This is a genomic window from Nonlabens arenilitoris, from assembly GCF_002954765.1.
Taxonomy (GTDB): Bacteria; Bacteroidota; Bacteroidia; order Flavobacteriales; family Flavobacteriaceae; genus Nonlabens; species Nonlabens arenilitoris.
This window is the reverse complement of sequence record NZ_MTPW01000001.1, coordinates 2,705,901-2,719,821: the sequence shown is the minus strand read 5'-3', so window position 1 is coordinate 2,719,821 and position 13,921 is coordinate 2,705,901. Positions and strand designations below refer to the sequence as shown.

The window sequence follows — 13,921 nt, the reverse complement described above, 5'->3', positions numbered from 1 at the left end:
CAAAAAATTCCAAAAACTTGGCAAATTTACATAAAATTTTGCTAGCTATCTATTTGTTCTAAATCGAGTAAAAAAGCATAATCTATTGCTACCTCTTTTAAAGCATCATATCGCCCAGAAGCACCGCTATGACCGCTGGTCATGTCAGTTTTAAATAACAATAAATTGTTGTCTGTTTTAAGTTCTCTTAACCTTGCAACCCATTTTGCTGGTTCCCAATATTGAACTTGTGAATCGTGGTAACCTGTTGTAACTAGCACGTTAGGATAATCTTGTTTTTGTACTTGATCATATGGTGAGTAACTCAACATATAATCATAACTATCTTTTATATTAGGATTACCCCATTCATCATACTCTCCAGTGGTTAATGGTATAGAGTCATCTAACATTGTAGTGACCACATCTACAAAAGGAACAGCACTTAAAATCCCATTATATAATTGTGGTGCCATATTCATGATAGCTCCCATTAATAATCCACCTGCAGATCCACCACTGGCATATAAATGAGAGGTTGACGTATAACCTTCTTCAATTAAATGTTCACTACACGATATAAAGTCAGTAAACGTATTGCGCTTAGCAAACATTTTACCGTCCTCATACCATGGTCTACCTAAATATTCACTACCTCGTATATGAGCAATAGCATATATAAAACCTCTATCTAATAGACTTAATCTTGAAATCGAGAAGTAAGGATCGATCGTCGAACCATAACTACCATAACCATAAATTAGCAATGGGTTACCCGTTTTTTTTCTTAAACTCTTTTTATAGACCAGACTGATCGGGACTTTTACACCATCCTTAGCTGTGGCCCAAACTCGCTCTGATGTGTAATCATCTGGTGTAAAGTTAGGATCTTGAACCTTTTGTGTTTTTAGAATAACCTCTTCCCTAGTATCCATATCAAACTCTATAACCGATGGTGGAGTTGTTAAGGAATTGTATTGATACCTCAATTTAACAGTATCAAAATCATAATTTCCACCTGTATAAGCAGTATAAGTCTCATTATCAAATGGTAAAAAATAATCTACCGTATCATCCCATGATTTAATACGAATTCTATTAAGACCATTAAATCGATCAGATATCACTAAGTATTTTTTAAAAATTTCAAAATCTTCTAGTAAAACATCAGACTGGTGAGGTATTACATCTACCCAATTTTCCATTTCAGGTTTAGTGACTTCAGTCTTCATAATTTTAAAGTTAGTAGCTACATCTTTATTAGTCATAATATAAAAATGGTCTCCATAATGAAGTACACTATACTCTAGCATTTCAGTACGTGGTTGTACTACTTTGAACTCAGAATCTGGTTGATTGGCTTTTATAAATCTGACCTCATCTGTTAAAGTTGAAGATGATTTAATCATAATATATTCTCTAGATTTAGATTTATACACATAGCAGTTATAAATCTCATCATCTTCCTGATAGACTATAGTAGCGGTATCTGGTTGATCACCTAATTTATACTTGAAAATTTGATTAGCTCTTAGAGTTTGTTCATCTTTTCTAACAAAAAATAATGTTTTATTATCCGCATCCCATACAGCACCACCAGTAGTTAACTCTAATGATTGAGGCAAAACCTCTTGAGTAATAAGGTCCTTAATGAATATAGTATATTGACGTCTTCCTACAGTATCCACACCATAAGATACCTTCATATTATCTGGTGAGACACTCATACCAGTCAATTGAAAAAACTCATGACCTATAGCCATTTCATTTACATCGAAAAGAAGCTCTTCCTTATTAGATAGCGATCCTTTTTTGCGATAATAGAAAGGGTAACTTTCACCTTTCTTCATTTTTGTATAATACCAGTAACCATTCCAGAAATAAGGAACTGATTCATCATCCTCATTAATACGGCTTTTAATTTCTTCAAATAGATCCTCTTTGAGATGCATGGTATGTGCTGTCATCTTTTCATAATAATCATTTTCTTGATTAAGATAATCGATAACCTCGGGAGCATCTCGTTGTGTCATCCAGTGATAATTATCAATACGTTGATGTCCATGAGCCTCGTGTACGTGAGGTATTTTTTTTGCAATCGGTGCGTGATGCTCTTTCATTAGTGCTTATTAAAAAACGCTGCAATATATAAAACAGACCTCTTATTTAGGTGAGGTTTAACGGATGTTATAATTTTGTTGCAAACAATTAAAACTTATAAATTATGTTTGGAGATATGATGGGAATGATGGGAAAATTAAAAGAGACCCAGCAAAAAGTTGAAGAGACTAAAAAGAGAATGGATACCGTTCTAGTCGATGAAAAATCAACTGATGATTTATTAAACGTAACTGTAACTGCCAGTCGCACAATCAAAAGCGTTCATATTAATGACTCACTGTTGGAAGATAAAGAACAGCTAGAAGATTATTTAATTCTAGTAATCAATAAAGCTTTAGAAAAAGCTGAAAGTATATATGAAAATGAAATTGCTGCTGTCGCAAAAGATGGCATGCCTAATATACCTGGAATGGATATGTTTAAATAAACTTGTATTATTTAAAAGCAAAAATCCCATCTAGATAACTAGATGGGATTTTTTTATACTTGATAGTCTATCAACTACTAATCAAAGATTAGTTGTTGATTAAACGGAATGTAGTACGACGGTTTGCTTTGTGCTCACGCTCAGTACAAGAAACTCCATCAGCACAACGGTTCTTAAGACGGTTCTCACCGTAACCATTTGCAACGATACGAGAGTTGTTGATACCTTTAGAGATAAGGTAGTTTGCAACAGACTGTGCACGTCTTTCAGAAAGTGCTTGATTAGAAGTCTTAGAACCTCTAGAGTCAGTATGAGAAGCAACTTCTACTTTAGAACCTGGAGTATTGTTAAGAACAGAAAGTAATTTTGCATCGATCTCAGCTTTATCTGCAGCAGTTAAAGTAGAGCTACCAGTTGCCCAGTTGATTTGAAGGTTGTTCTCTTCAACAAGAGCACAGTCAACTTCAGACCATACAGTAAGACCACCTTTAGAAACTAACTTCTCACGAGTAATAGTTTGTTGAGTTGCAGGAACTACAGATTCAGTAGTAGCAGCGTCAGATTTAAGGATAGTACGAGTGATGTTTGCATATTCTGCAGGAATATCAATCTCTTCAACACGTGCTGGTTGATCTACTACACGTACAGTATAAGTACCAGACTGCTCAGCAACAGGAACTCTGTTAAAGCTAGCGTCATTTGCAAGAGTAGTTACAGATACAGTAGTATACTCTGCTGGGTAACCTTTATAACACCAGTAACGACAGTCATCTGGGTTAGAAGAAGTACACTCTGCTGGTGGTACTGAACTCATTTCCCATTGTGCATAAGCTGGCTTGATCTCGATAGTCTCAGTAGACTTGCCGAAAGAAGCTGGAGAAATTGTTATAGTAGAACCTGCTTGTTTCTTCACGTATGTACGAGTTTCAGTCTTATAAGTTGCTGGGATAACACGTAATTGTTTAGAAGCTTCTTTTACAAGAACTCTTTCAGTTACAGTTTCATAAGTTGCAGGTACTACACTTAACTTTTTATAAGCTGGTGTAGATTGAATAGATACAGTTTCATTTTCATATACGTCTGGTGTAGTACAACGTACATAACATTTTCCTGGCTCTGGATTAGAAGGTAAGTCTTGTGCAAAACCTACAGTCGCCGTAGCTACAGCTACTAAAGAAAGTATTAGTCTTTTCATTTTTGAGGTGTTAATTTGTTTTATTAATTAATTTGAGTTGCAAAGGTCAGTCAATAAGAAGTTTTACCAGATTTTTTTTTTAATTAAATGATAACACTTTGTTAAAAGGACAAAAAACATCGATTAACTACATAAAAACAGTACTCTACAACTATAAATATATTAAAATTTTCTTAAAACGCCCAACATTTGTTCATGCATTTCATTTGTATAGTCATAATGAGTGACAAATCTCAGTTTTCCTTGACCCATATCACTATAAATAATGTTATGATTATCTAGGTAGTTTGTAAAAGAATTTTCATCACTTACATTAAATATTACAATATTAGTCTCAACTGGCTCTACCTTAGTAACAACTGATAGTTCACTTAAAGTTTTGGCTAGTTCTAGCGCTCTTTTATGATCTTCTTTTAGCAATGGAAAATGATGATCTAATGCATATAATCCTGCGGCAGCCATATATCCTACTTGCCTCATTCCACCACCCAGAATTTTACGAACACGTATAGCATTCTTCATAATACTAGAATTACCTATAAGTACAGTTCCCATAGGCGCGCCTAAACCTTTAGATAAGCATACAGATATCGTATCAAAGATTTGCCCGTATTCTTTAGGATCTTGACCCGTCGCGACCAATGCGTTCCATAAGCGCGCACCATCCAGATGTAAACCTAGTTGATGCTTATCAGTTACAACTTTAATCTCTTTAAAAGTATCAATGGTATAGCATGCACCACCACCTTTATTAGTTGTATTCTCTAGACATACTAATGTAGTAAGCGGACTGTGATAGAAATCTGGAGGATTAATATGATCTACTACCTGTTGTGCGGTAATCATACCTCGATGGCCGTCTACTAACTTGCATGAAACTCCACTATTAAAAGAAACTCCACCACCTTCATAATTATAGACGTGTGCATATTTATCACAGATCAATTGTTCACCTGGCTGGGTATGTAACTTAATTGCGGCTTGATTTGCCATACTACCAGTGGGGAAATATAGCGCTGTATCCATGCCAAACATTTTGGCCACTCGTTGTTCTAACTCATTTACCGTTGGATCTTCTTTATAGACATCATCTCCTACCTCAGCTTTCATAATGGCTTGCTTCATGTCTGGTGTAGGTTTTGTTACTGTATCACTTCTTAAATCTATTATCATGGATGTATTTATTACGCTTTCGCGAAAGCGAGATAAAAATAATCACTGCTACACATATCCTCCTAGTAAGTCTGTATATTTTATAGAAGTCTTATCATGGCTGAGAAAACAGATAATAAACCTATTTTTGTAACTAAATACTGTCCCATTTATGATCACAATAGATCAGCTCAAAGCGTTACAAGAACGCGTTATAGCCTTAAAAGATTACCTACAAATAGAAGCAAAAGAAATCGAGATTACTAATCTTGAAGAGAAGACGTTTTCTCCAGATTTCTGGAATGATGCAAAGGCTGCTGAACTGATTATGAAAGAATTGCGTAATAAAAAGCAATGGACCACAGATTATGCCACGGCTACAACTCTAGCCGAAGACACTGAAGTACTTTATGAATTCTATAAAGAAGGTGATGCTACTGAAGAAGAAGTGCTGGCAAAATATAATGCGGCTATTGAAATAACTGAAAAACTCGAATTTAAAAACATGCTTTCTAATGAAGGTGATGATATGAGTGCTGTCTTACAAATAACAGCTGGCGCTGGTGGAACAGAGTCTTGTGACTGGGCAGAAATGTTAATGAGAATGTACATGATGTGGGCGCAAAAAAATGGTTACAAAGTAAAAGAGCTCAACTTTCAAGCTGGTGATGTAGCAGGTATTAAAACAGTCACATTAGAAATCGAAGGTGATTATAGTTTTGGGTGGTTAAAAGGAGAGAATGGTGTGCATCGATTAGTGCGCATATCGCCCTTTGATTCTAATGCAAAACGCCACACTTCTTTTGCCTCGGTTTATGTATATCCTCTTGCAGATGATACCATAGAAATAGATATTAATCCAGCAGATATTAAGTGGGATTTTGCAAGATCAAGTGGTGCTGGTGGACAAAACGTCAACAAGGTTGAAACTAAAGCGATATTAACGCACCATCCATCTGGTATTGTTATTCATAATTCTGAAACCAGATCTCAATTAGAAAATCGCGAAAAAGCAATGCAAATGTTGAAATCTCAACTTTTTGAAATTGAACTTCAAAAAAGAAATGCTGCAAGAGATGAGATAGAATCTGGTAAAATGAAAATAGAATGGGGCTCGCAAATACGTAACTATGTAATGCACCCTTATAAGTTAGTTAAAGACGTAAGAACAGGTCACGAAACAGGAAATGTGGATGCCGTTATGAACGGTGATATCGATGCGTTTCTTAAAGCCTTCTTAATGGAAAGTGGTCAAGAAAAACCATCTGATGAGCTATAAGGCTTATTACACAACACTTAGCTTAACAGCGTCACTTTTATATAGTGGGTTTTATGATCCTTTAAGTTAACTTAACTTTAGTAAAAGCCACTTAAACCGTCCGATAGATTTGTAGTCCTAGTAGAAACTAAACAAACTACAATGAAATTATATTATTTCTTTTTTGCCTTTTTAATCGCTCCTTTTGTTGCGACAGCTCAAAATCCCAATCTCAATAGTAAAATAACCATTTCTGGTACTTTAGTGGATAAGTCTACTAAAACTCCGCTAGAATTCGCTACAGTATCTCTTTTAAGCAAGGAGCCTGGTGCAACTCCACAAGGTGGTATCACAGACATCGATGGAAAATATAGTATTCAAGTAACACCTGGTACTTATGATGTGAAATGGGAATACATCACTTTTAAAACTTTAATAAAAACAGATGAATTTCTTTCAACTGATAAAGATTATGGAACAATAGCTCTTGAGATCGATGTTGCAGAACTGGATGCGGCGATTGTAATTGCAGAGAAAACTACAGTAGACATACGACTAGATAAAAAGATTTATAATATAGGTAAAGACCTTACGGTACGTGGTGGTAGTGCTAGTGATGTATTAGATAATGTTCCATCAGTCTCTGTAGATGTAGAAGGAAATGTAGCTCTTAGAGGAAATGACAATGTAACTATTTTAATCGACGGAAGACCTAGTGCTCTGGTAGGTTTTAATGGTGCCGAAGCTTTAAGGCAAATTCCATCTGACGCCATTGAGAAGATTGAAGTAATTACTTCACCTAGCGCACGTTATGATTCTGAAGGTACTGCTGGTATATTAAATATTATTCTAAGGAAAAATAAATTATTAGGTTTTAATGGTACGATGCAATTAGATACAGGATATAATCCTCAATTAGGATTATCTTTTAACGGTAACTTGCGTAGTGAGAAATGGAACTTATTTACTAATACTGGTTTCAGATATAGAGAAACACCTGGTAACAGTAGTACAAGCACAGAATACCTATCTACAAATGCCCAAAATAGTTTTGTAAATGAAGAACGAGTTTTTGATCGAGTAGGTAGAAATTTCTTTACCAGCCTAGGTGCAGAATATTTTATAAATGATCAGTCCAGTATTGTTGCAAATATTGTTTATCGATTAGGTAATGATGATGATTTAAACACTAATATTATTGATCGTTTAGATGCTAATGGTAACTTAAATGAAGCAACCCTACGTACTGAGGCAGAATCAGAGGATGACACACGCATCCAGTATTCATTAGATTACAAAAATGATCTTGATGATAACGGCCAGAAAATTACAGCTAGCATTCAATACTCTACATCAATAGAGGATCAAAATGCAAATATCTTAGAGACTGAAACAACCACAAATACTATTAATGATGTGGAGAGAACACTAAGTGAGGAAGATGAGCAAAATGCTACAGCACAATTTGACTATGTCTTACCTATAGGTGAAGACACTCAGTTTGAGGCAGGTTATCGAGGTAACTACCGTGATATAAGTAATTCTTTTTATTTAGAGGAACAATTAGATTTCCCTACAGGTCCACTGGTGCCTGATGCTGGTCTTAATAATACTTTTGATTATGAAGAATTAGTAAATGCTGTGTATGGGCAATATGGTAAGGAATACGGTAAATTTTCTTTCCTTGCTGGTTTAAGATTTGAACAAACTAATGTTACTATAAGACAGGAAACTGTCGATACTGAAGATAAGAAAAATTACAGCAGCTTATTCCCTACTCTTAATCTAGGTTATGAAATTCAAGATGGTGAAAATATTACACTAGGATACAACAGACGTGTAAGAAGACCTCGTGGTCGATTCTTAAATCCCTTCCCTAGTAGATCTAGTGAATCTAATGTGTTTCAAGGTAATGTCGATCTAGACCCTACTTTTACAAACTCTTTAGATTTAGGGTATTTAAGAAGATGGAAAAAAGTAACCTTAAGCACTTCTATTTATTACAACCGTAGTGATGATAACTGGGAATTTATACAAGAAGATACTGGTGCCATTACTGATAATGGAGACCCTATTATAAGACGCACACCGGTTAACCTATCAACACAAGAACGTATAGGATATGAATTAACTCTTACCTATAGACCATTTAAATGGTGGACCATCAATTCTGATTTCAACTTGTATAGAGTCACAACAGATGGTGATTTTAATGGTCAAAATTTTGACTTTGAAAACACTACTTATTTTGCTAGATTAAATCAAAAATTTAGTATCCCATCTGGTATCGATTTACAAACTAGATTAAATTATCGAGGCGCATCAGAGAATGCACAAAGTAGTAATGATGGAATCTTCACTATGAATCTTGCTGCGAGTAAAGATATTATGGGAGATGATGCTACTATATCACTAAATGTTAGCGATTTATTTAATAGTCGTAAAAGACAAAGTACTACGATAACTAATGATTTTATAACAGATAGTGAATTTCAATGGAGAGAAAGACAAGTTAACTTAAGTTTTGTGTATAGATTTAATCAAAAAAAGAAAAATACTCGCGGAGATGGTGGTGGCGGTGATGATGATTTTGAATTTGAAGGATAGTCTTAAAATTTTAAGTTATCTATAAAATTATTAACAAATTTTAAATCATTCACTTCATTTACTATTATAAATTTGAATCAAAACAAATAATTATGAAAAAAATACTTTTGATTCTAGGTATTGCGTTAAGCACGACATTTATAACAAATGCACAAACAGTCTCTAAAAATGCAATTGGTATTAGAGCTGGAGACGGAGATGGTTTTGGTACTGAGATATCGTACCAAAGAGCCTTAGGCGATAACAATAGATTAGAAATCGATCTAGGCTATGAAGATGGAAATAATTTCGACGGATTTAAAGCAACCGGCTTATATCAATGGATGTGGAATATAGAAGGTGGATTTAACTGGTATGCTGGTGCTGGTGGTGGTCTAGGAACAGTGAGTTTAGATGACGATTTTCCAGGAAGAGGCGATTTTGATGATGATTCTGAAACTTTTCTTTTTGGAGCAGCACAAGTTGGTATAGAATACAACTTTGATATTCCATTATTAATATCACTTGATGTAAGACCAGAATTCTATTTCGGTGACTTCAGAGATGGTAATGATTTAGATATCGCATTAGGATTGAGATATCAGTTCTAAGATTCTTTGAAATAGCAATACACGATAACGGCTTCTTAAATAGAAGCCGTTATTTTTTTATCATCATGTTTTACCTTTATAACCTTAAACGGTGTTGTTATACTCATAGTTGCGATATCTCCTTCGCCCTTGATAAGTTCAAAATTAAAATGTAATAAATTCTTCTCATTACGCACCTCGGTAACATCTACAGAGAATCCACCTGTTGATTTCTGTCCACCATAAGCAAATATTAATGTTTCTTTTTTAAAATTAACGCTAGGAATTTTTAAACCTGGCTTACGAGTACTATTAATTTGTGCCATTAACTCTTGCAAGCCTTCTTCTGAGTTGACAACGATGGTCTCTTGAGATTCATGGTTACTATTATTACCTTCTAGCAAAACATCATAATAAGACGTTAGGCCAAATGTTTTCTCTGGTGTATCCATTTTCTTTCCTTTACAACTAGTTAAAGCTATACTACTTATGACTAGAAGCAGTAGCGAGAACGTCTTGGTATAATTTTTCATATTGTGGTATTATTAATTGAATGTCAAATTCTTTTGCTTTCGCGAAAGCGTTATTTTTAAATTCTAATAGTCTAGCATCATCTTCTAAGATGTGAATTGCTCTTTGAGCCATCTGGTCTACATCACCTACATTACTGGTAAATCCGGTAACTCCATCTTCATTAACCTCTGGTAATCCACCAGTATTAGATGAAATAACTGGAGTTTTATTTGCCATAGCTTCTAGAGCGGCAAGTCCAAAACTTTCTTTTTCTGATGGAAGTAGAAATAAGTCTGTAAAACAAAGGATGCGATCAATCTCAGTACTATTACCTACCCATTTAATTTGTAATTGTAATTTCTTAGACTTAGCATACTCTTCAGCCTCAAAACGCTCTGGACCATCACCTACCATTATTAAAATAGCAGGAATTTTTTCTTGAATCTTCTCAAAGATCTTTACCACATCCATGATACGTTTAACAGGTCTCATATTACTTACATGAGTGATGATACGTTCTTCTGGAAAAGCCATGACAGTTCTGTCACAGTCTGTAAATTCTGTTTTATAATTAGACATATCAATGAAGTTAGGCACCACATCGATATGTTTTGTAATATCAAATAATTCTAAGGTGTCTCTTTTAAGACTGTCAGAAACTGACGTAACTACGTCACTATTATTGATACTAAAGGTTACACTGGGTTTATAAACAGGATGATTACCTACTAAGGTAATATCAGTACCATGCAAGGTAGTCACCATAGGTAATTTTATACCTAAATCTTTCAACATTTGTTGTGCCATATAACCTGCATAAGCATGTGGAATAGCATAATGAACATGCAACAATTCTATATCATGTTCTTGAACTACGTTAACGAGTTTACTGGATAAAGCAAGATCATAAGGTTGATAATGAAATAAAGGATACTCTTCAACATTCACCTCATGAAAGAAAATATTTTTTGCAAGTAATTCTAATCGTACTGGTTGTTTATAGGTTACAAAATGAATCTCGTGACCACGTTGAGCAAGAGCAGTACCTAACATGGTCGCTACTACTCCACTACCACCATAGGTAGGATAACATACAATTGCAATTTTCATTTAAATTTATTTTGTAATTGGTGTTTAAAACTAATCAATTATAGCATCATAAATGATTTGCTGGATATTAGTTCTTATATTCTCAGATAGAAGAAATCTATTCTCTGCACTAGGAAAGATACGGTTTGAGAGAAACACATACACAATTTCTGAATCAGGATCTGCCCAAGTATATGCTCCTGTAAAGCCACTATGTCCAAAGCTAGTCATGCTCACACAACCACAAGTAGGACCTACTTCATCTAACTGCGGTTTATCAAAACCTACACCACGTCTCACTTCTTGATCACAATAATAGCAGGTATTGAACTTAGCAATCGTTTTTGGTTTAAAATAAGTCACATCTCCATAGCTTCCATTTTGCAAATACATTTGCATCATTTTTGCTACATCATTTGCATTAGAGAATAACCCAGCGTGTCCACCTATTCCTCCTTGCATCGCGGCGCCTTGATCATGTACAAAACCATGAATTAATTGACCACGATAGGTGATATCATTTTCAGTAGGTACTATTTTATCTTTGGTGAATCGCTCTAGTGGTAAATACCCCATATAATTCATTCCCATTCTTTTATAGAAATGATTAGTGGTTAATTCATGTAAGGTTTTTTTAGACCTATCCTCAATAAATTTTTTGAGTAAGTAATATGGTAGATCGCTATACTTATATTCCTGACGGCTTCTTAACTCACTATTTGCGATACGATTAAATATAGTATCTTGAATAATTCCATTTGCAAATAAGTTTTGTGCGACTTCTACATTATAAATAGAGGACTTTGAGTTTCTATAATATTGCGACATTGGTCTCGAGGTAATACTATCTAAAGTATATCTATAAAAAGGAATCCAGGCTTGTAATCTCGCATAATGAGATAACATTGATTTAATAGTAATATCTTTTTTATTAGAATCAGCTAGCTCTGGTATTAGCGTCCCTATAGAATCCTCTAAATCAACAACACCTTGTTCTTCTAGCTCCATCACTAAAGGCAAAGTACCCATAATTTTAGTCAACGATGCAATATCATATACATCTTCATCATTCACCGGCTGTTCTTTAGAATAGGTATGATAGCCAAAATTCTTCTGATAAACGACTTTACCTCTACGTGCGACTAGTATTTGCATACCAGGAGCACCTAGATTGTTAACCGTATGATTTGCTACACTATCAATCTTAGATAACCTATAGGAATCTAAACCTACACTACTAGGTGTACTTCCATATGCTAAACGGCGTATGTAAGGTGTGTCAACACCATCATTTACATTAAACTGACTACCTGCACTCACTGGCAGTCTTCCCACTGCTGGCCGAGCACCAAAAATTATTTGAGCACTGATTTTCTGGCTCCACTCGCTGTTTTGATAACTCATCACTATGCCTTCAAAATTTTCAACAGTGTTAAGTTGTGCCAGCATATACGGCCTTACAAAAGCATCAAAAACAACATCATGCGTTCTTGCTATTTCATAAAGCCAGGTAAGTTGAGTAGATTTTATTTGATAACCTTTCCATGGACTATCATTACTGCGATGTAAACCTATAATAACCGTATTATAAGGCTGTAACTTTTTAAGTAAATCATCTAACTGATTTGCTTTTACCTGAGTAACCTTAGTGTATTTATTTAATTCTTTTAGAAAAACAGTACCGCTGTCATCACCCAGTTCAACATAAGCGATCTTTTTAAGCTCTAAGTTTTTAAGAGGTAAAATAGAATCTTTATTGCGCAAGATCGTTACCGCGTCTGATATAGCACGTTCATATACAACATCATCACTTTCAGTATTTAAATCATTAATAAGATTAAAAGTATTTATCGGTTGATAGTTATGTAAACCAGATGTATATTTAGCTTTCAAAATCTTTTTGACTGAATGTTCTATGCGTTCATCAGTAATATCACCAGTGTCCCAAGCTGCAATTATTTTATCAATCGCCTTAGGAACATTTTCAGAGATAAGCAGCACGTCATTACCAGCTTTAAAAGCTTGTAAATCTATCTGACCAGGTTCACTAAAATTAGAAGCACCCTTCATGTTCAAGGCATCAGTAAAAATAAGTCCTTTAAAACCCATTCTTTTCTTTAACAAGTCTGTAACGACTTTTTCACTAATACTGGTTGGGTAACCTGGCCTAGGTTCTAGACTAGGAATGTTCAAATGAGCTACCATCACACTAGCCATTCCTTCTTGAAAAAGTTTACGATACGGATACAGCTCTACACTATCTATACGCTCTGCACTAAACTCAACGGTAGGTAATGTTTTATGACTATCTTGATCTGTATCTCCATGTCCAGGAAAATGTTTTGCACAGGCTAATGTTCCTGTACTTTGCATGCCTTTCATAAAGGCCTGCGACTTATCAGTCACGTTATACATATCCTCACCAAAGCTGCGATTACCTATAATTGGATTATCTGGATTAGTATTTATATCCACATCTGGTGCAAAGTTAATATGGACTCCTAATCTTTTACAGTGCTGACCGATACGTCGCCCGACATCATAACTAGATTGTGTACCTGGTGTTGCTCCTAGAGTCATATTCCATGGAAATGCATATGTACTATCTAAGCGCATACTCAAACCCCATTCTGCATCCATCGCAATAAGCATAGGTGTTTTAGATTTTGCTTGTAACTCGTTAGTTAAATGCGCTTGTTGCAACGGGCCTCCTTTTGAGAAAATGATTCCGCCTATTTTTTGTTCCTCTACTAATTTTCTCACGGCAGCTACGTGAGCTTTGCCTTTATTTGAAAACAAGTCTACCATAAACAGTTGCCCCACTTTTTCTCGTTGATTCAGGCTGTTATATACACTATCTACCCATATTTTTTGAGCAATAGAATCATTGGTAATTAATGGGTCATGAGTTGAGAATTGAGCTTGTGAGATAAACGCTTTCGCGAAAGCGAGAATCAAAATCAAAATTTGTAAAAGTGTCCTATTCATAATATACAATAGCATTTGAGGAA

General features: G+C 34.9%; 10 protein-coding genes. 4 read left to right on the top strand and 6 right to left on the bottom strand.

From position 1 onward, the window contains the following. Positions 1-41 precede the first annotated feature (41 nt). Positions 42-2,099 carry a S9 family peptidase gene (locus BST92_RS12080; protein ID WP_105071687.1) on the bottom strand — a complete coding sequence of 686 codons (2,058 nt, stop codon included), beginning with the start codon at positions 2,097-2,099 and terminating at the stop codon, positions 42-44. 104 nt (positions 2,100-2,203) lie between these two features. On the opposite strand from BST92_RS12080, the gene BST92_RS12075 reads away from it, so the two are divergent. Continuing rightward, positions 2,204-2,527, top strand: a complete 324-nt coding sequence (locus tag BST92_RS12075; RefSeq protein ID WP_105071686.1) for a YbaB/EbfC family nucleoid-associated protein — start codon at positions 2,204-2,206, stop codon at positions 2,525-2,527. Positions 2,528-2,615: 88 nt separating this feature from the next. Here BST92_RS12075 and BST92_RS12070 read toward each other — a convergent pair whose 3' ends face one another. Beyond that, positions 2,616-3,722 (bottom strand): OmpA family protein, encoded by a 1,107-nt coding sequence (locus BST92_RS12070; RefSeq protein ID WP_105071685.1) that lies wholly within the window; start codon positions 3,720-3,722, stop codon positions 2,616-2,618. Between the two features lie 162 nt (positions 3,723-3,884). Then, the gene (locus BST92_RS12065) at positions 3,885-4,895 is read right to left on the bottom strand and encodes a threonine aldolase family protein (protein WP_105071684.1); all 1,011 of its coding nucleotides are present in this window, start codon (positions 4,893-4,895) and stop codon (positions 3,885-3,887) included. Between the two features lie 151 nt (positions 4,896-5,046). Between BST92_RS12065 and prfB the strand changes: the two genes are divergently transcribed. The 3 genes from prfB to BST92_RS12050 all read left to right on the top strand — a co-directional run bounded on the left by prfB (position 5,047) and on the right by BST92_RS12050 (position 9,329). Continuing rightward, entirely contained in the window at positions 5,047-6,153 is a 1,107-nt protein-coding gene (gene prfB, locus BST92_RS12060; protein WP_105071683.1) for a peptide chain release factor 2, read from the top strand. A gap of 141 nt (positions 6,154-6,294) precedes the next feature. Next, positions 6,295-8,739 (top strand): TonB-dependent receptor, encoded by a 2,445-nt coding sequence (locus BST92_RS12055; RefSeq protein ID WP_211292493.1) that lies wholly within the window; start codon positions 6,295-6,297, stop codon positions 8,737-8,739. Positions 8,740-8,831: 92 nt separating this feature from the next. Next, positions 8,832-9,329 (top strand): hypothetical protein, encoded by a 498-nt coding sequence (locus BST92_RS12050; RefSeq protein ID WP_105071682.1) that lies wholly within the window; start codon positions 8,832-8,834, stop codon positions 9,327-9,329. A 35-nt stretch (positions 9,330-9,364) separates the two neighbouring features. Here the strand turns inward: BST92_RS12050 and BST92_RS12045 are convergent, their stop codons facing one another. The 3 genes from BST92_RS12045 to BST92_RS12035 are packed head-to-tail and all read right to left on the bottom strand — an operon-like array spanning position 9,365 to position 13,898. Continuing rightward, complete coding sequence (locus BST92_RS12045; RefSeq protein ID WP_105071681.1) at positions 9,365-9,841, bottom strand: protease complex subunit PrcB family protein; 477 nt, start codon at positions 9,839-9,841, stop codon at positions 9,365-9,367. Then, positions 9,792-10,931 carry an N-acetyl-alpha-D-glucosaminyl L-malate synthase BshA gene (gene bshA / locus BST92_RS12040; protein ID WP_105071680.1) on the bottom strand — a complete coding sequence of 380 codons (1,140 nt, stop codon included), beginning with the start codon at positions 10,929-10,931 and terminating at the stop codon, positions 9,792-9,794. The genes BST92_RS12045 and bshA overlap by 50 nt, the downstream gene beginning before the upstream one ends. Before the next feature lie 30 nt (positions 10,932-10,961). Continuing rightward, entirely contained in the window at positions 10,962-13,898 is a 2,937-nt protein-coding gene (locus BST92_RS12035; protein ID WP_211292492.1) for a serine hydrolase domain-containing protein, read from the bottom strand. Positions 13,899-13,921 lie beyond the last annotated feature (23 nt).